Origin of the sequence: Photobacterium sp. MCCC 1A19761, from assembly GCF_037389125.1 — a bacterium.
Taxonomy (GTDB): domain Bacteria; phylum Pseudomonadota; class Gammaproteobacteria; order Enterobacterales; family Vibrionaceae; genus Photobacterium.
This window is the reverse complement of the sequence record NZ_JAZGTF010000010.1, coordinates 137,048-156,638: the sequence shown is the minus strand read 5'-3', so window position 1 is coordinate 156,638 and position 19,591 is coordinate 137,048. Positions and strand designations below refer to the sequence as shown.

At 50.7% G+C, this 19,591-nt stretch carries 16 protein-coding genes; 10 read left to right on the top strand and 6 right to left on the bottom strand.

Translation table 11 applies throughout. The features are described from left to right. Nucleotides 1-25: 25 nt before the first annotated feature. Nucleotides 26-766, bottom strand: a complete 741-nt coding sequence (locus VV869_RS12380; RefSeq protein ID WP_337735216.1) for an SDR family oxidoreductase — start codon at nt 764-766, stop codon at nt 26-28. Between the two features lie 898 nt (nt 767-1,664). Here VV869_RS12380 and VV869_RS12375 point away from each other — a divergent pair. From VV869_RS12375 to sstT, 7 genes are all read left to right on the top strand, one after another. Beyond that, the gene (locus tag VV869_RS12375; RefSeq protein WP_337735215.1) at nt 1,665-2,621 is read left to right on the top strand and encodes an AAA family ATPase; all 957 of its coding nucleotides are present in this window, start codon (nt 1,665-1,667) and stop codon (nt 2,619-2,621) included. Then, nucleotides 2,618-3,568, top strand: a complete 951-nt coding sequence (locus VV869_RS12370; protein ID WP_337735214.1) for a DUF58 domain-containing protein — start codon at nt 2,618-2,620, stop codon at nt 3,566-3,568. The genes VV869_RS12375 and VV869_RS12370 overlap by 4 nt, the downstream gene beginning before the upstream one ends. Then, entirely contained in the window at nt 3,565-4,116 is a 552-nt protein-coding gene (locus VV869_RS12365) for a DUF4381 domain-containing protein (RefSeq protein ID WP_337735213.1), read from the top strand. The genes VV869_RS12370 and VV869_RS12365 overlap by 4 nt, the downstream gene beginning before the upstream one ends. Then, the gene (locus VV869_RS12360; protein ID WP_337735212.1) at nt 4,109-5,074 is read left to right on the top strand and encodes a vWA domain-containing protein; all 966 of its coding nucleotides are present in this window, start codon (nt 4,109-4,111) and stop codon (nt 5,072-5,074) included. The genes VV869_RS12365 and VV869_RS12360 overlap by 8 nt, the downstream gene beginning before the upstream one ends. Then, nucleotides 5,067-7,094, top strand: a complete 2,028-nt coding sequence (locus VV869_RS12355) for a vWA domain-containing protein (protein ID WP_337735211.1) — start codon at nt 5,067-5,069, stop codon at nt 7,092-7,094. The genes VV869_RS12360 and VV869_RS12355 overlap by 8 nt, the downstream gene beginning before the upstream one ends. A 24-nt stretch (nt 7,095-7,118) precedes the next feature. Then, nucleotides 7,119-8,816, top strand: a complete 1,698-nt coding sequence (locus VV869_RS12350; protein WP_337735210.1) for a BatD family protein — start codon at nt 7,119-7,121, stop codon at nt 8,814-8,816. Nucleotides 8,817-9,108: 292 nt separating this feature from the next. Beyond that, nucleotides 9,109-10,350, top strand: coding sequence for a serine/threonine transporter SstT (sstT, locus tag VV869_RS12345; protein ID WP_337735209.1), 1,242 nt, complete (start codon nt 9,109-9,111; stop codon nt 10,348-10,350). Nucleotides 10,351-10,410: 60 nt separating this feature from the next. On the opposite strand, the gene VV869_RS12340 is transcribed toward sstT, so the two are convergent. Next, the gene (locus VV869_RS12340; protein WP_337735208.1) at nt 10,411-10,602 is read right to left on the bottom strand and encodes a YtxH domain-containing protein; all 192 of its coding nucleotides are present in this window, start codon (nt 10,600-10,602) and stop codon (nt 10,411-10,413) included. A 566-nt stretch (nt 10,603-11,168) separates the two neighbouring features. Between VV869_RS12340 and VV869_RS12335 the strand changes: the two genes are divergently transcribed. Then, the gene (locus VV869_RS12335) at nt 11,169-12,797 is read left to right on the top strand and encodes an AMP-binding protein (RefSeq protein ID WP_337735303.1); all 1,629 of its coding nucleotides are present in this window, start codon (nt 11,169-11,171) and stop codon (nt 12,795-12,797) included. A 135-nt stretch (nt 12,798-12,932) separates the two neighbouring features. Here VV869_RS12335 and VV869_RS12330 read toward each other — a convergent pair whose 3' ends face one another. Next, complete coding sequence (locus tag VV869_RS12330) at nt 12,933-13,322, bottom strand: VOC family protein (RefSeq protein WP_337735207.1); 390 nt, start codon at nt 13,320-13,322, stop codon at nt 12,933-12,935. Nucleotides 13,323-13,443: 121 nt separating this feature from the next. On the opposite strand from VV869_RS12330, the gene VV869_RS12325 reads away from it, so the two are divergent. Next, nucleotides 13,444-14,535 carry a YdcF family protein gene (locus VV869_RS12325; protein WP_337735206.1) on the top strand — a complete coding sequence of 364 codons (1,092 nt, stop codon included), beginning with the start codon at nt 13,444-13,446 and terminating at the stop codon, nt 14,533-14,535. Between the two features lie 40 nt (nt 14,536-14,575). Here the strand turns inward: VV869_RS12325 and VV869_RS12320 are convergent, their stop codons facing one another. From VV869_RS12320 to VV869_RS12310, 3 genes are all read right to left on the bottom strand, one after another. Continuing rightward, on the bottom strand, nt 14,576-14,857 hold the full coding sequence (locus tag VV869_RS12320) for a hypothetical protein (RefSeq protein WP_337735205.1): 282 nt from the start codon (nt 14,855-14,857) through the stop codon (nt 14,576-14,578). 341 nt (nt 14,858-15,198) lie between these two features. Then, the gene (locus tag VV869_RS12315; protein WP_337735204.1) at nt 15,199-16,743 is read right to left on the bottom strand and encodes an AbgT family transporter; all 1,545 of its coding nucleotides are present in this window, start codon (nt 16,741-16,743) and stop codon (nt 15,199-15,201) included. Then, nucleotides 16,743-17,897 (bottom strand): M20 metallopeptidase family protein, encoded by a 1,155-nt coding sequence (locus VV869_RS12310; protein ID WP_337735203.1) that lies wholly within the window; start codon nt 17,895-17,897, stop codon nt 16,743-16,745. The genes VV869_RS12315 and VV869_RS12310 overlap by 1 nt, the downstream gene beginning before the upstream one ends. Before the next feature lie 454 nt (nt 17,898-18,351). Here VV869_RS12310 and ylqF point away from each other — a divergent pair, with 454 nt between their 5' ends. Then, entirely contained in the window at nt 18,352-19,305 is a 954-nt protein-coding gene (gene ylqF, locus VV869_RS12305) for a ribosome biogenesis GTPase YlqF (RefSeq protein WP_337735202.1), read from the top strand. Nucleotides 19,306-19,591 lie beyond the last annotated feature (286 nt).

Genomic DNA, 19,591 nt, shown 5'->3' with positions numbered 1-19,591 from the left:
TCCTTTCAATAACCTGTATCGCGAATTAGTGCATGTACAAACCGCCGTTCACAGACAGTGTTTCGCCTGTGATGTACGCTGCGGCATCGCTGGCAAGGAAGGTAACGGCTGCTGCCACTTCGGCTGGTGCTGCCAGACGCTTCATCGGAATTTCTGCTTTGATGGAATCCAGGACTTCCGGTTTAATGGCTTCAACCATCGGTGTCCCGGTGTAACCTGGTGCAATGGCGTTTACGGTTACACCCGAGCGCGCACCTTCGGCCGCCAGGGCTTTGGTAAAGCCAATCATTCCTGCTTTTGCCGCTGAGTAATTTGTTTGACCAAACTGTCCCTTCAGACCATTGACTGAAGAAATATTAATAATCCGGGCGTTCCCTTTTTCACACATCGACGCAAAGAGCGGATGCGTGACGTTATAAAGGCTATTCAGGTTCGTCGTAATGACTTCATTCCATTGCTCGGCAGTCATTCGTTTAAACGTTGTATCTCGTGTGATACCCGCATTATTTACCAGAACATCAACATGACCTTCTTCTGCTAATAAGGTCGATAATGCTTCTTTACAATAGGCTGTGTCCGTAACATCCAGAGGAAATAACCTAACTTGGTCTTCTGAATAGTTATTTTCTTTGAACCATTGTTTCGCTTTTTCTTCCCCGTTCGGGAAATAAGTTGCAATCACGCGATACCCGGCGTCGACTAACGCACTTGTGATTGACGATCCAATACCACCTTTTGCACCAGTTACTAATGCTGTTTTGCTCATTACAGAAGACTCCATTCCATCATTGATGATGCTGTTGCTGCCTTGAAAATAAAAAGCGAATTGCACTCAGTTTCAAGGATTAACCAACCTAATTGAATTACCTGATTATTTTCCTAAACTTTTCATGCATCGTATCGGTCAATTAAGTCAATACCGTGACCCACATATTGCATAAATATTATAAGAACATACAGGCATGCCAATATCAACACACAGCATCAATGGTCGTACCATTATTCCATCAAAGAATTCGCGTGTCAGATCATTACCATGAAATTACTCAATGAATGTCTTTGACGAATTAATTACATGCATCAAAGATGCCAATAATTTTACTGGTTAAAATTAATGTCTTATCTATGGAGATAAAATACAACTTCATGAAACATTCATCTTAGTTGCACTCATTTCATGCACAAACGCACAATATTAGTGCTAAGGTGAACAGTTATTTTTTATAAAATTAGTCGAAGGCAGCACAAGAATATGTCATTCACAATAATAAACCTGCACCCGCGCCCTTATTTTTAATAAGTGTTCATTCTAAAGGATTATTTGATATGTGATTTTATTCTTTAGAGTCCAAGCTCGTTTCATGAAATCAGTCCCTCTGGTGGCATTGATCATTCAAAACGGTTCTGCCCCCTCCCCTTACCCCGCAAACTGGCGGTCAGCCAAGGCAGGGACAGTCTTTCTCCATCGATATGGTTGAAATTGCCGGCGGCTAACCCTATGTAGAGGCTATAATTTACAGCACAACCTCGGTGATACGTCTTCTTTCACCACAAAAAAAACCTAAAAATAAATTGCTGTCGAAAATGAACTCTCGCCAGATGTTCTGGTCAGAAAACTCACCTTTTAATTGACTGTTTTGTAGTTAAAGGATTCAACCCACACTATGTTAACATCGACGTTTCAACGCCTGCAGACTTACCTGGACAGCCAGGTGATTGGTCAACCCGATCTCGTCAAGCAACTACTGATTGCCCTGCTGGCTGATGGCCATATTCTGGTCGAGGGTCCTCCGGGACTGGCAAAGACCCGAGCCGTAAAAGTACTGGCCGATTGCATCGAGGGCAGCTTCCACCGGATTCAGTTTACCCCCGATCTATTGCCGGCCGATCTCACCGGGACAGACATCTTTCGTCCTGAAACCGGCGAATTCAAATTTCAACCCGGCCCGATTTTCAACTCATTGCTGCTGGCTGATGAAATCAACCGCGCACCCGCCAAAGTTCAGGCCGCCATGTTGGAAGCCATGGCTGAGAAACAGATTACCGCAGGACGTCAAACCTATGCCTTGCCTGCATTATTTTTGGTGATGGCGACGCAAAACCCGATCGAACAGGAAGGTACCTATCCACTGCCGGAAGCACAGTTGGATCGTTTCCTGCTCCAGCTCAATGTGAACTATCCGGACGCGACCAGCGAACTGGAAATTCTGCGCCTGAACCGTGGTGAAGCCATGGGAGTTCATGCAGCCGAGCCGGTTGAGATCAGCCAGAAAGACATTTTCGCAGCACGTCAGGAAGTCCTGAATATCCACATGGCCGAAGAAGTCGAGCACTATATTATCCGTCTGACCATGGCGACCCGAGAGCCGGAGCGCTACAGTGATCAACTGGCCAGCTGGCTGCAACTGGGCGTCAGCCCACGGGCCACGCTGGCACTGGATCGCTGTGCCCGCGCCCACGCCTGGCTCTGTGGCCGGGATTTCGTGACGCCGGAAGACGTTCAGCAGATGGCTTACCCGGTTCTGCGCCATCGCCTGCTGCTCAGCTATGAAGCCCAGGCCGAAGGCATCGCGACCGATACCCTGATTCGTCAGATCATCGAGCAGGTTGCGTGCGCATGACGGACACCACTCCGACCCCGGCGCTGCCAGCCCATAGTGACGGCGTGAATTTGTGTCTCGCGGAGCTCCTGCAATATAAGAATCAGGCGGTGCGTTGGCTGCCACCGGCACAAAGTATCTGGTCGCAACTGAACGGGCAGCACATCAGCCGCAAGAAAGGTCGCGGGATGAACTTCGCTGAAGTTCGCCCGTATCAGGCGGGGGATGATATCCGGGCCATCGACTGGCGGGTCACGGCCCGCACCGGCAAAACGCACACCAAACTGTTCACGGAAGAGCGGGAGCAGCCGGTGATGCTGCTTGTGGATCTCAGCCAAAACATGCAGTTCGGCTCCACCCTGCTCTTGAAATCGGTTCAGGCCGCCCACTTTGCCAGTTTACTCAGTTGGCTGGCGATCAAAGAACAGGATCGCATCGGTGCAATCATCTACACCGGAACTCAACTGGTCGAGTGTAAACCGACTGCGCGCCAGCAAGGTCCGCTCCGGGTGATCAATGCCCTTCTGGAAGCCCACCATCCTGATGCTTCAAGCCAAGTGGAAGAGCAAACGCCGCTTGAATTCTCAGCGGCCCTGAAACACCTTCACCATCTGTGTCCGAAAGGCAGCGACATCGTGGTGATCAGTGATTTTTATCTCCTGACACCAACCGACAAACGTCGCCTGAGCCAACTGCGCCAACACAACCGGATCCAGTTTGTTCAGGTTTCCGATCCCCTGGAGCAAGGCCAAACCCGGTTCCGGGGCACCGAGTATGTCAGGGACAGTCGCCAAACACTGTGGGTGAATTTTGCGGCCACCAGCACCCGCCAGCAGCTTCAGGAGCAATATCAGCACCACCAACAATTTATCCAAACTCTGACCCAGAGCCTCGCAATCCCGGTGCATCAGATTTCCGCTGCTTACCCGTTAATCTCTCAATTAAATGCTGCAGGAGTCGCTTCATGACTGAGCAACCAGCGGTCAACGACCTCCCTTCCCCCCTGCCCCTGGCAGATATACATCTCCCAGATGCGCCCGGACTTTGGCCGCTCGCCTGGGGCTGGTGGGTATGCCTGTTTATCGGCTTGTGTCTGCTGATCGGCGGACTGTGGATGTGCATTCGCTACATCCGGCAAATCAAACAACAGCAAAGCGCACGCAAAGAAGCGCTGCGACGCCTGCCGGGTTTCAATCAACCCGATGCGCTGAACGCGATTAACTTATTACTCCGTCAAACCGCGATGTCCTATTACCCTCGCCAACAGGTTGCCAGCCTGACCGGCGCACAATGGCTGGCGTTTCTGGACACCCATTTAACCCCATCAGAACAGGGCTTCGCCGCCTTGTCTGAACAGTGGAGCTACGGGATCTTTTCCAAGCAACCGCTTGAGCCGCAGGATTTTCAGCGCTGCTATCAGCAAGCCGAACGATGGCTGAGAAACGCGCGTTTGCCTGCTCCGCAAAGTCAGCAATCCACTCAACAATCCACGGTTGCGGAGAAGAGGCATGTTTGAGTTTTTCTGGATTTGGGCCTGGGTGTTGCTGCCACTCCCTTGGTTCATTTACCGATATACACCACCTGCCGCGCAGCCCGTCGCCATCCGCTTACCCAAGCTGCCGGATGGGATCGGCCACCGGCAACCAGACACACGCTGGCGCAAACTAATGGTCGGTCTGGCCTGGTGTTTGCTGATTGGCGCCCTGGCACGCCCGGTTTGGTATGGTGATCCGATTGAAATCAACCCTGAGCACCGAGATATGATGCTGGCGGTCGATCTGTCCGGATCCATGTCGATCGAAGACATGGTCACCCCGGATGGTGAAAACATCGACCGGCTCACCGCCGTGAAACAGGTGCTCGCTGACTTTATCGAGCGGCGTCAGGGCGATCGGCTGGGCCTGGTATTATTTGCACAGCACGCCTATCTGCAAACGCCCCTGACGTTTGACCGCGATACCGTGAAGCAACAGTTAAACCGGAGTGTATTGGGGTTAATCGGTCAAAGCACCGCCATTGGTGAAGGACTGGGGATCGCGGCCAAAACGTTTATCGACAGCCAGGCCCCACAACGCGTGATCATTTTACTCAGTGACGGCAGCAACACTGCCGGCGTGATCCAGCCGATTGAAGCGGCTGAGCTGGCTGCGCGCAGTGACGTGACCATTTATACGATCGGGATCGGTGCCGAGATGATGCAACAGCGTACTTTCTTTTCAACCCGAACCGTCAATCCGTCACAGGATCTGGACGAAAAAGCCTTAACTGAAATTGCCAAACTGACTGGCGGGCAATACTTCCGAGCCAGAAACCCTCAGGAACTGGAACAAATTTATCAACTGATTGATCAAATGGAACCTGTGAATACCGCGCAACAAACCTGGCGCCCGCGCGAAGAGCTCTTTCGCTACCCGCTCGCGCTGGCACTCTTGCTTACCGTGTTAATTGCAATGCTAAGGAGGCGTTATGGCTGACTTGACGCTTCTGCACCCGGAGTGGCTGTGGGCATTGCTGCCGCTGCTCGCAATTCTCCCCTGGCTCAGCCGCAATCGAAAACAAACTGCACTGATTGCGCCGCACCTGAGCCGGCATTTCGAAGCACAACCGTCGGCGTCCGCTTTCCCTCCATGGGGGATCCTGACAGCCGGCTGGCTGCTCAGTGTCCTGGCGCTGGCTGGACCCAGTTGGGAGAAAGCCGAGATCCCGGCCTACCATCTCGCGGGCGCACGTGTGCTGATCATGGATATGTCCCGTTCAATGTATGCCACGGACATCACGCCCAACCGGTTGACCCAGGCCCGATTTAAAGCTCTGGATATGTTGCCCGGCTGGAGCGAAGGAAGTACCGGACTCGTCGCTTACGCTGCCGATGGCTATGTCGTCAGTCCGCTCACCCGGGACAGTCATACCCTGGCCAGCCTGATCCCGTATCTGTCCCCGGACATTATGCCGCTTCAGGGCAGTAACGCAGCGGCCGGTATCGAAGAAGCGATCACCCTGCTCAAACAAGCCGGCCATCCGGCGGGGGATCTCATCCTGATCACGGATGGGCTGAGTCATCAGGAATCCGAGCAGGTCCAGGCGCTGCTGAAAGACAGTCAGTACCGGCTCTCCGTGCTGGCCATCGGAACCCCTCAGGGCGCCCCGATTCGGTTACCGGAAGGCCGTTTGCTGACTAACAACCAAGGAGAGACAGTGGTTGCCAAGGTCAATCTCAACACGCTCCTGCCCCTGGTCAAACAAACTGGCGGCCAGCTCCAGCTGTTTCAGCCAACCAACTATGATGTTGAACGCCTGATCGCTGCGACTGCCAATCCGCAGGCCACAACCGAACAGAGTCAGGAAAAAACAATTGAGGAGCGCATCAATGGTGGGTTCTGGTTGCTCATTCCGGTGGTATTTCTGTCCCTATTCGGGTTTCGCCGCGGACTGGTCATTGCCGTCATGTTATGCGTGATCCCGCTGGATCCGGCCATGGCATCCCCTTGGCAAAATACCAACCAGCAGGGTCACGAAGCTTTCAACCAGCAGGACTATGCGCAAGCCGCCGACCTGTTTACGGACCCTCGCTGGAAAGGCGCCGCACAATACAAAGCCGGCCAGTATGCACAAGCGATTGAAACGCTGAAACCACTCACGGACGACCAGTCCCGCTTCAATCTGGGGAATGCCTACGCGCAATCCGGTCATTATGACCAGGCTATTTCGGCATATGAATCGGTGCTGGAGAACAACCCGGACGATGCAGACACCCGCCGGAACCTGGAACAGGTAAAACAGGCGCAACAGCAACAGCAACAGCAACAGCAACAGCAACAGCAACAGCAACAGCAGGATCAAAACCAAGCACAGGGCCAAAATCAATCCGGCGAGCAGCAATCCTCTGATCCCCAAGGTGATAGCCAGCAGAATCAGCAGAATCAGCAGAATCAGCAGAATCAGCAGAATCAGCAGAATCAGCAGAATCAGCAGAATCAGCAGAATCAGCAGAATCAGCAGAATCAGCAGAATCAGCAGAATCAGCAGAATCAGGACAATAATGCGCAGACGTCCGGTCAAAATCAAGCGGCAATGCAAGGTCAACCACAATCCTCGGACGATGCCGGACAATCATCAGAAGCGCAGCCAGATCCCATGCCTTCGGCCCGTGCTGCTGATGATGGAGAACCGAACGCGCCGGATAATCCGTTACCCGGAGCACAACATAGCTCTGAACAATCATCAACTGAACAATCATCAACAGAGCAATCATCCGCGGAGCAGCAAACAACGGAGCAACGATCAGCGGAACAGCTATCAACGGAGCAACAGCGTGAGGGAGGCGTTGCCGAACCAATAGAAGATGCGTCACCGCACAGCTCCCTGTCAGCCAGCGATCCGATTCTGAAAAAGTTAGAGCAGGTTCCGGATGATACCAGTGCCCTGATCCGTGCCCAGTTGATCTTGCAAGCGCGAGAAAAGCAGACAACCCCTGAAACAGAGAATTCATGGTAAGAAACCAATGCATGGTACAAAAAAATGATGAGACCCAACATTCCCCCACACATGCGCCGTACCGGCGGTCGGCGATCTCTTGATGCCTGTTGGCTCGGTTTGATCCTGATGATATTTGTCAGCTGGCCGACATACGCTGCCCAAGGCGTCGCCACAGTGTCCAAAAACCAGGTGGCGGTGAACGAGGTGTTTCAGCTGACCATCAGTATCGATGACAGCGTCAATACCAATGCGCTGGACTTATCCGGACTGTCCCAGGACTTCAACTACGGCACGCCACGCACCAGCAGCCAAACCAATATGATCAATGGTGTCGTGACCCGGCAAACGGAGTGGCGCATTGCGCTGGCAACCAAAGCCGTGGGGGAATTTACGATCCCCAGCTTTCAGATTGGTGCCACGGCAACCGATCCGATTGTCATCACATCAACCCAAAGCAGTGCGCAAGTCTCCGACCAGCCGGATATCAAGATCACCACCGAGATTGATAAAAGTTCGCTCTACCTGGGCGAAAGCGTTCGTTATACCGTCCGTTTGCTGATTGGCGAGCAAATGAGCCAGGCCACCCTGGTGCCGCCTTCAGCCGAAGGTCTGGAGGTGAAGCAGGTCGGAGAAGATCGCCAGGCAGAGCCGGTGCTCAATGGTCGCCGCTATCTGGCAGTCACCCGTGAATATCAAATCACGGCAAATAAACCGGGCCTGCACCAACTTCGGGGCGCTGAGTTTCGTGGCAACATCCTGAAACAAGGCCGGGGATTTGGCTCCACCCTGCGGATGCCCATTGAGAAGAAAGCCGATAATCTTGAACTGGAAGTCAAAGACATTCCGTCCGGCTATTTCGGGCTATGGCTGCCGACCGAAGATCTGCAACTGACACAACAATGGCAGCCTGAAAATGATGAGATCCGTGTCGGTGATCCGATCACAAGGACCATCACCCTGAAAATGAAGAATACCGAGCAGAGCAAAATGCCGAATCTTTCCCTGGATTATCCTGGCTCGGTGAAAGTGTACAATGAGAAACCCGTTTACAGTCACGTCAACGATTATACCGTCATGACCCTGAAGCAAGTGATCATTCCTCGGGCGCAAGGCAGCCTGACGTTGCCTCCCCTGACTGTCAACTGGTGGAATACGACAACCAGCACCCAACAGGTCAGTCAACTCGATGGCCTGACGCTGGTGGTGTTACAAGGCGATCCGCAAAATAATGTTGCGCTCCCACTGCAAACCGAAGGCGAAACCACCAGCTCACCGGAAGTTCAGGGACTGCGTCCGGATTCTGAAGTCATCCGGGATGCGGGTTGGTGGCCATGGTTGACCGCACTTTTTGCCGGCTTATGGCTACTCTCTACCGGGCTGTGGTTCAATGCGCGCCGCCGCACCATTAGTCAGGCCGGGCCATCACCATCCCGTGATATCGAGCAGTCGCCTCTGGATAATTTGCGTCAGGCGGTTCAGGCGAATCAACCGCTTCAGGCTCTGCTGCACTACCAGCGATGGTCACGGCATCATGAAGGCCATCCGCAGCAACCGCAATTGGCGCAAGCCGTCCATGAAATGATGGCAGCACACTACCAAAGGCCGTCAGAGGTCTCGGATACACGCTGGAATAGTCGAGATTTGCTCAACTTGATTGACGCAATCACAAAGCAATCACCGCAGCAAAATTGCGCATCCAACAAGCCGTCTGCACTGGAACCTTTAGTCCCCGAAAGGTAATTTAGACGGTTTCTCCCAAGTCGGCCTTGCGCTGCCATCAGCAAAAGCTCACCACCGCGTGAGCTTTTTTAACATTCTCCCCAGCCTTCTCACTATTATGTTAACGAACAGTTTTCAAACAGGCTTGCAACACCTGAAGTTAATGAGCGCAGATTGAAAGGGTGTTAAATCCATGTAACGCGAAGGTATATGAAAAGAAAGGTGGAAAATAATCGTATTTCCTGTTAAAAAACGTCTCGGAAGCAAAATTTAATCCTTCCGTAACATATTATAAAATGACGCAGGACGTAATATGAACCAAACACAACCCTTTCTCGCCCGTGTTGCCAACGGTAGCCTGGTGATTCAAATCCTTATCGGCATTATTGCCGGTGTTATTCTCGCCTCCGTTGCCCCTGAGTCTGCCGTTAAAGTCGGTTTTCTTGGCAACCTGTTCGTCAGCGCGCTGAAAGCTGTCGCGCCGGTACTGGTCTTTATCCTGGTCGCTTCTTCAATTGCGAACCAGAAAAAAGGCGCCCATACCAATATGAAGCCGATTATCGTGCTATACCTGTTCGGTACCCTGATGGCTTCATTGACTGCCGTTACTATGAGTTTCCTTTTCCCGACCCATTTGACTCTGGTAGCCAGCGCAACAGGAACCACGCCGCCGGAAGGTATTATGGAAGTTCTGAATACGCTGCTGTTTAAGATTGTTGATAACCCAGTAAATGCCCTGATGACCGGTAACTTCATCGGAATCCTTGCCTGGGCGATCGCTCTAGGTTTTGCCCTGCATCAAGCTAGTGAAGCGACCAAGCAAGTGTTCCATGATGTGTCTAACGGCATTACGCTGATTGTTCGTTTCGTGATTCGCCTAGCGCCAATCGGGATTTTCGGCTTAGTTGCCAACACTTTCGCTGAAACCGGTTTTGCCGCATTGGCAAGCTACGGCCACCTGCTGGGTGTGCTGCTGGGCTCAATGCTGATCATCGCGCTGATCGTGAATCCACTGATCGTGTTCTACAAAACCAAGTCCAACCCATATCCGCTGGTGCTGCGTTGTCTTCGCGAAAGTGGTATCACAGCATTCTTTACCCGTAGCTCTGCGGCAAACATCCCGGTAAACATGCAACTGTGTAAAGACTTGGATCTGCACGAAGATACATACTCTGTTTCCATCCCACTGGGCGCAACCATCAACATGGCCGGTGCGGCGATCACGATCACCGTCCTGACGCTGGCTGCCGTACATACCATGGGTGTTGAAGTTGATGTTGCAACAGCAATTCTGCTGAGTGTGGTCGCTGCCATTTCTGCCTGTGGTGCCTCGGGTGTTGCGGGTGGTTCACTGCTGCTGATCCCACTGGCTTGTAGCCTGTTTGGGATTCCGAATGACGTCGCGATGCAAGTGGTTGCGGTTGGCTTCATCATCGGTGTAATTCAGGATTCTGCTGAAACAGCCCTGAACAGTTCGACGGATGTTCTTTTCACCGCTGCTGCCTGTAAGGCTGAAGAAGCCAAGATGGCGAGCGCGGAAACAGCCAAGTCATAAGACTGACTCACGCGCATACAAAAAAGGCAGCCAAATGGCTGCCTTTTTTGTATATGGTACTTACTTGCTCATTTCTTCCAGCTTATCCGACAAAAGCTCAGCTTGATCTGAAACCTGATCTTTCGCCTCTTCCAGCAAGTCTTGCACTTCTTCCGCCGGGCGGGAATCGACAAAGTCTTCGATCTGATCTTTGTAGGTCACACCGATATAAACACCGATTCCAACCAGCAATAACATTATGTATTTAATCATTGTTTTCTCGTTCTGTTGTTAAACCCGACGATGAACCCGCTGAGCCGCGATCAAGCCCGAGCGGAGCCCGCCGTTTCAATGGCGCAATTATACCTGGCATCGCCATCATCACAATGCAAATCAGCAACTTAGATTTTGTGATCGCTCTCTGTGATCTCGACTGTCCGTGTTCAAACACTTCATCAACACGCCAGGCATCCATCCCCGTCACCGCTGCGGCTCGACTTAAGATACCCCAATCTTTTATCACCTTGCTTCACGCATCCGATTGCTTCATGTATTCCCTCCCATCAGGTATCCATAGGTGATTCACCCGAAGAACCCTGATGTACATTAGTAGCATTTTGAAACAATTTGCGCGAAGGGGATGTAACTTTTATTTGACAAGTTAGAGGCCATTTTCATACTTAATTACAGGAGTTTAATTCAAAACATAAACTTGACGGACCAGTGCGATCCCCTTTACTTTAACAACAATATAACAAAGCAAGGATGATAAGATGACTTTACCTCTGCCCACAGAACGCTTAAGGGACACCCTCATGACGCAATCTTTACCCCATGAAATGTTATTAAAATGGGCAGAGGAGCGCCCGGATGAAATCTATCTCCGCCAAATTAAAAACCGACAATTTGTCGACTTTACCTATGCCGAAGTCCTGGATCAGGCCCTGCGCCTGGTCAGCGCATTGCGAAGCATGGGGATCGAGCCGGGCGATCGCGTCGCGCTGATTTCGAAAAACTGCGCTGAATGGTTCATCGCCGATCTGGCGATGATGCTGGGCAGTTATATCAGCGTTCCCATTTTCCCGACCGCGGGCGCTGACACCATCGAACACTGTATCAGTCACAGCGAGTCGAAAGCGCTGTTCGTCGGGAAACTCGATGATAATAAAGCCACCGATGCCGTACTCGCCAACCATCCGGACCTGCCGACTATTGCATTTCCCTATCCGAATGTGCTTTCTTGCCGATATGACTGGGATACCCTGATGGCAGAACATGCACCGAGCGACGAACGGCCCGAACACAAACCCGACGATTTGATGTCCATTGTCTACACATCCGGTACCTCTGGCTTGCCTAAAGGGGCCATGCTGACATTCGGCGCTTTTGCCTGGACGGCCCAACGTCTGGTCGATCATATCGGGATGCAGGAAGATGAGCGTCTGTTCTCTTACCTGCCGCTGGCCCATATTACTGAGCGTGTCTATATCTACGGTTCATCCGTCATGGCCGGGATCCAGGTCGCATTTCCGGAATCCCTCGAGACGTTCATTGACGACGTGAAAATGCATCGCCCAACCCTGTTCATTTCCGTACCTCGGCTCTGGACCCTGTTCCAGCAACGTATCCTTGAAAAGCTGCCGCAAGCGAAACTCAATTTCCTGCTGAAAATTCCGTTTATCTCCGGTGTCATCAAGCGCAAACTGGCGGACGGTCTTGGGCTGGATAAAGCGCGGGTTCTGGGATGCGGCTCTGCGCCGGTGTCACCGGCCCTGCTCCGCTGGTATGAACATATCGGGCTGAACATCACCGAAGCCTGGGGGATGACCGAGTCATTTGCCTACAGCACCCTCAACCATCCGTTCCGGAGTGAGAAAATCGGCACGGTCGGCAACGCCGGACCAGGAATCGAAATCAAAATTGCCGACGATGAAGAAATTCTGGTTCGGGGGGCCGGGATGTTCTCCGGCTACTACAAAAATGAAGAAGCCAGCCGAGCAGCATTCAATGCCGAGGGCTGGCTCCATACCGGCGATATCGGGTTCCTGGACGACGAGGGCTATCTCACAATTCAAGGGCGGAAAAACGATACTTTCAAAACAGCAAAAGGGAAGTTTGTCGCCCCGGTGCCGATTGAGAAACGTCTGTTTGAACTCAGCAATATTGAAATGATGTGCGTGATCGGCTCCGGTCTGCCTGCTCCCATCCTGCTGGCTATCCCGCATGATTTCCCGAATTTCGATCGCGAGCGCTATGAGCGCAAAGCACGCCATGTGATTGAAACCATCAACCAAGAGCTGGAATCCCATGCGCAAATCAAAGGCGTTCTGATGATTAAAGAGCCCTGGAGTATTGAGAACGGTATCCTCACGCCGACGCTCAAAATTAAACGCCACCTGCTCGAGAAGAAATATCACGACATCGGTGCCAACTGGCCGAAAGGTCAGTTGGTCCAATGGGAAGAGTAATCCCGGAATAGTAACCCGGTCTCCGGCGTTTGAACATTCAACGCCGGATCATCAAAGCCGCCCTTCAACCGGCGGCTTTGATCTTTGATCCACGTCCGAAAGCTTCTTCGAAACCACTTCAAGCCTTAGCGCAAGTCACATTTTCTCTTCATAGGTAATCACCGAGACAATGGCGCCGTCCGGATCAGCAATCGCGCACATGCGGCCAACACCGGGCACATTCATCGGCGGGTACACCGCTTTTCCTCCCATGGCCTCCGCCTGCTCAAGCGTCGTATCCACATCATCCACGGTAATATATGTCCCCCAGTGATTTGGGATATGTTCATACCCTTCCGGCTTGGCCATAATGCCGCCGACGGCTTCCCCATTGGCCTTCAGCACATGGTAGACCCCATCGGGCATTTCCATGGCTTCCACCTCCCAACCAATGACATCGGTGTAAAACGCAACCGCCTTCACCGGATCATCGGTCATTAACTCCGACCAACTAAATGCGCCGTGCTGCTTAAATGGATTGTGCATATGCATCTCCCTCTGCCTCTTGTCAGCTCATAGCATTAACAGTAGACAAAATCGCCACGCTGCCCCGCATTAAATCAGCAAACATCATTGAATTTCTGACAGAGCCGGATTTTGCCACATCGTGAGAATACGCTACCATGAGCACATCGACCGTCCCGACAAGAACGAAGCCATGGCTGTTCACCCGACACATCAAGACCTGCTTCAGCGCGCTTTGAGTGCATACCAACATCCGGATCGCAACAATGTTCCGTTACACCATCGTCGGGTGTCCAACCTTGAGGCTGCTATTTATTTTCTCAATCAGGCGTATCAGCAGCAGCCTGCGCACGTCAATACCTTACTGACTCTGGCAACCTTGCACACCTTTCAAGGGAACATTGACACAGCACTCGAGCGCTATCGCCAGTGTTTGACGCACTGCCAGAGTCCAGCCGAGCAACGCCGGGTCCTCACCTACCTACTTACCTGGTCTCACTACCAACAAGACCATGCAATGACGGCACACTATTTCTCCCGTCTGCAACAACGCGATCGTCCATACGCCGAATTTCTCGACCGGTTCCTAACGCAAATCGAAATGGTTCTGTCACGGCCACTCGTGACAAGCCCGAATCATCTGGCAGTGAGCCCGCCATACCAAGCACCGTGCCGGGCAACAACACATCATAGCGCCAGTCACGCGCTGGTCACGCCGGGTTACAAACTCCAGCCGGATGGTACGCTGGCCCCAGCTTTAATCGCCAGGCTGGCTCTGACGAAAACTCTGGCACAACGTTTCCCTGCCAGCCCGATTCTGGTGACCGGCGGCATGCCGCAACAGGGCAAGACGGAAGCCCGGCAAATGAAGCTGTGGTTGTGTGAGCAGGGTATTGATGAGCAGGGCATTGATGCGCAGCGGATTATTGAAGAGCCTCTGGCAACCAATACGATCGATAATGCCCGGTTCAGCTTGGCACTGCTTCAGCAGCGCAACATCCGGGCTGTGACAGTCATCAGCAGTGAATCCCATGTGCAGCGCATCCAGCTGCTGTTTCAGATTTTGCAGCTCACCAGCGATCAACCGACGATTTCGGTGAACCATTGCGCCGTGGCTGCGCAACAACCCATCGATGCCCGCCATGCAGCTCAAATCAAACGGAATTGCTACATAGATGCACTCCGGGCAATCGGGTTACCAGCCTTTGATTGTCCGCCTTTTGTCAGTTTGTAGCGGTTATCAAAGGCAACCAGAAATCCTTAATGTCCCCCATTCAATCAATCTGGGTAATTTCTAAGGGATTTTCGCCGGACATACTACGACACGACACCACACACCGTTCTTCCGTTTCGGAATTTCTCAGTCGTAAGACCACGGTTTCCAAGCCCGTCAAATCAGCACCCGGGCAAAACACCAGCGTGGCACGGTTCAAAAACAGGAGATGTAACTTTTCGCCACAAACCTTACAGTTTAAGGCTGCATAAACCTCTGAGCTCGCCGCTGCTCCCGAAGCCACTTTCGTTTGCAGTACAGATTTATCCATTCTAATAGACACAGTGATCTCCTGCTCAATGAATCGTGATGAATGCTCACAAGCCAAGCTGAATCATAGAGTAAGCAAATACGTACATTAAGTATGCAAAAAGCCGGACATTCCACCCTCAACTTAATGATGAGATTGATGTCCAGAATTCATGAATCTGTTGTAACGGTGAGATCTGTTCAGCATCACTCGCAATTATCCGGGAAAATTTCCTGGTTAATGCCGAATGGCGGTATAACAGTCCGTCATGTATTGCTTAGCCATGAGCTTTGAGATGTATGGGGTATATCAGCGCAATTTAAACCGCGGGCAAACTCAGTGCCCGCAGTTTGATTCTTGGAGAAACGGATACCTTAGTTGATGTACATAGATACACCAGGACCCACATCAAGACCAAGACCGGTCCACAACAGCAAGAACGCCGTCCAGAACACGAGGAAGCCAATGGCGAGCGGGAGCATCGTTGCCATTAAGGTCCCAATACGGAGTTCGGGTTTATAGCTTTGCATATACACCAGTGCCACACTGAAATACGGTGACATAGGTGAAATAATATTCGTCGAACTGTCGCCAATTCTGAACATCGCCAATGTGAATGCAGGTTCAATATTTAATTGCATTAACATCGGGATGAATATCGGGGCAAATAGTGCAAATTGAGCACTTCCGCTGGTCATGAAAATATTACAGATGCAGGTAATAAAAATAAAACTAATGATCAATGCATACCCGTCGAAACCTACAGACTGTAAGAAGTGTGCGCCTTCAAATGCAACCAGGTTACCAATGCCCGTCCATTTGAAATAAGCAATAAACTGAGAAATGGCTAAAAACAGAACCAGCGTTGTTGCGAGAGCCTTCACAGAGTCGGCCATTAGGTCCGGAATATCTTCTACCTTTTCAATTTTACGGACTGCTTTTCCATAAATGATGCCGATACCGAGAAAGTAAAAAAACATGAATGGGACAAGACTTTTCAGAAAAGGCGACGGAATCAAACCACCATCAGCATTCCTCAGCGCCGAGGATTCAGGCAAAACAAGTGCCATCACAAAAGCAAGATAAGCAAGCGTAAACAATGCCACCCGCTTAAGACCCGTTTTTTCCTCAGCCGTCATGTTAACTTCAGCCGTGGGTCTTTCTTTGATCATTGTTGACAACGGGTGCAGATTATTCAGGCGCGGCTCGACCACTTTATCAATGATAAACGTCCCGACAACAGCGAGAACAAACACAGAGGAAGCGACGAAGTAATAGTTATCCACCGCACTGACATACGCATCAGGATCGATAATTCTGGCTGCATCGGTTGCAATGCCTGCAAATAGAGCGTCACCAACCGTGATAAACAAGCTGGCATCAAAACCCGCCCCGGCGGCCGCATAAGCTGCTGCAGCACCCGCTAATGGATTGCGCCCGACACTATGGAACACCATTGCAACTAATGGAATTAAAATAAGATAGTTTGCGTCAGAAGCAATAGAGCCACAGATCCCGGCAATAAACACGAAAAACGTCAGTAAATGACGCGGTGCTTTCGCCACCGTTTGTGTCAGTAAAGTCGAGAGCAAACCAACGCGCTCAGCTAAACCAATGCCCAGCATCACCGTGATGATGGTGCCTAGAGGCGGGAAGTTCACAAAATTTTTCACAAAATTAGTGAACATATAAGCGATGCCATCACCGGATAGCAAAGATTTAATTGGATAGGCTTCTGCTGTTTTTGGATTATACGTATTGACATTGAAATAATTTAAAACGGCCGAAATCACCATGACAAATATGGCTAAGTAGACAAACAATAAAAATGGATGAGGCAGTTTATTACCCGTTGTCTCAACCCATGATAAAAATCGGTTATCTTTAATTGTCTCTGGCCTGTGCTGTACGTTTTCCACTATTTATATCTCCCTAGGTAAAATTGAGCCACATCCATGTAGACTTGTCTTGCTACGGCAATATTTTTATCATTGAAGTCATAATGAGGATTATGTAAATAAGCAGAATCTTCACCATTGCCAATAAAGAAGTAACAGCCCGGCCTTTCTAACAAATAGAAACTAAAATCTTCTGCCCCCATCGTTGGCATATAATCAATTTCCAACAAGTTATTTGTATCAAAACTAAACCGACATGCATCCATCAGATCTGTGGTTTCTTGGCGATGGTTGACCAAAGCCGGAATCGATAAAAGGATGTTGAATTCATAAGTACAGTTGAATTGCTCACAGACACATTTAAGTGTTTTTTCAATCTCACGAACCAACAACTCGTCGGTTTCCTTCGTATCTGAACGTACACTTAAGCTGAGATGAGCTTTGGAGCCTATGACATTATGTCCCTGTCCTGAATGAAATTCCGAAACAGTCACTGCCGCCGCGTTCAGGGGTGATAATTTTCTTGATACCACGGTTTGAACTTGCGTCACAAAGCTTGCGCCTGCAACGATAGGGTCATGTGTTAAGTGAGGCATTGCTGCGTGCCCCCCTTTCCCTGTGATTTCAACGGAAATACTTGTATTCCCCCCCATTGCAGAACCCGATTTAACAAAGACGAGCCCTTGTTTAAAGCCAGGTCTGTTGTGATAACCAAATATCTTATCGACTCTCGGATTCTCAAGAACCCCGTCATCAATCATGGCCTTCGCGCCAGCCCCGCCCTCTTCCGCAGGCTGCATGATAATGACGATATTGCCGCAATACGCATCTTTGTTAGCCATTAAGGATTCCGCAGCGCATAGCAAACTGGCAGTATGCCCATCATGGCCGCAAGCATGCATCTTTCCCTGATTTTGAGATTTATGCTCAAATTCATTGAGTTCCAAAATCGGAAGCGCGTCCAGATCGGCGCGAAAAGCAATCGTCGGCCCCGGTCTATTGGTATAAATAACCGCTTTGACCCCTGTTTTACCGATGCCTGTGGTGACTTCATAGCCCAAGTCAATTAAATGTTCGGCGACTAATTTCCCGGTATCGAATTCTTCATACTTAAGCTCTGGATTACGGTGGAGTGCTTTCCTTATCTCGATGTACTTATTGATATCTATGTCCATGATTATATCCACGTGTTGATTATTTTGTTGATATTAACCATATTTGCACAATAAGTCATACAAAATGCAACAGTTATAACTTGAACATCACAACCCAGCAGCGCCAGCAGCCATGGTTCTCAATCGCTGCTCAGCCGAATTACTCCTGACAAAACATTTTTAACACCTGCCATGGCTCTATCCTAAAGACCATTCTCACATCATTCTCTTACAGAGCGGCCAAGTTGTAGACGGGAATGGTGAAACCGATTTATGTCTGGGGGCGAGTGCGCTACACTCCCTCTCAAACCAAGGTCTCGATGGCCTGTTAATCGGTCACCTGATGGAACTGACAACTGTGTTAACGAGCAAGCCTGGCTGACAAACACCAGACATCATCCTGTCAGTTATTGCGTGAGAGCCTCATTACGTACCCCATCAGCGACACGCCATACAAAAAAGAGTTATTTTTCAAATGTCTAGCAATGCAATCCAGTGGTTCCCGGGCCACATGCACAAAGCCCGTAAAGAAATCGAAGAAGTCCTGCCGAAAATCGATGTCATCATCGAGGTTCTGGACGCCCGTATTCCTTTCAGTAGCGAGAACCCGCTGATCAAGAGCTTTCGTGAGAGAAACAACAAGCCTGTCGTCAAAGTACTGAATAAGCGTGACCTGGCTGATCCGGAAATGACACAGCTGTGGATCGATCACCTTGAGCAAGAGCAGGGTGTAAAAGCACTGGCGATCACCACAGAAAACGTCAGTGAAGTCCATAAAATCATGGAGCTCTGCCGCAAGCTGGCACCGCACCGAGAAGAAATGGGCAAGCAGATTCGCACCATGATTATGGGGATCCCGAACGTCGGCAAATCAACCATCATCAATACCCTGGCCGGCCGTGCCGTCGCAGTAACCGGAAACCAACCCGCAGTGACCCGTCAGCAACAGCGAATCAACCTGCAAAACGGCATCATTCTCTCGGATACGCCGGGAATCTTGTGGCCGAAGGTGGAAAACCCGCACAGCGGATTCCGGCTGGCGGCCACCGGTGCCGTCAAAGACACAGCAATGGACTATATAGATGTCGCCTTCTTCACCATTGAGTATCTGAAAGAAGCCTACCCTGAGCTAATTAAGGCTCGCTACAATCTAGACGACGAGCTGCCGGAAACAGAAATCGAGTTAATGGAAGAAATTGGCCGTAAACGTGGTTGCCTGAAAGGTGGCGGCCGGGTTGATCTGCACAAAGCATCAGAAATCCTGATTAATGAGCTTCGAAACGGTACTCTGGGTCACATTACCCTGGAGCGACCGGAGATGATCACCCAAGAGCTGATCAACGTCGCCATTGATGAAGAGCGCAAAGCCGAAGAAAAAGCGAAGAAAAAAGAAGAACGCCGTAAGCGTTACCTGAAGAATAAACGCTAATACTGCGTGACTGATACCCAGGAGGATGATTCGACGCTCTCCTCCCGCTTGGTCCGTTAACAGTCTAAAAAAACGGGTGCTGTTCTCCCGCTACAGAGCGCAGCACCCGGATGTCAACTGACAAAGGATTATGTACCATAGCAACGACAGCCATTCCCCGCTGGTTACCCTCTTCAACGATTCACCAGCCTGTTACTGTCAAAGACTTAACTGCAACTGCGATGCCAACTTTAAGCCACTAAAATTCAATATTTTAGCGGAGAGCTTGCCGCCACGATGCACCAAA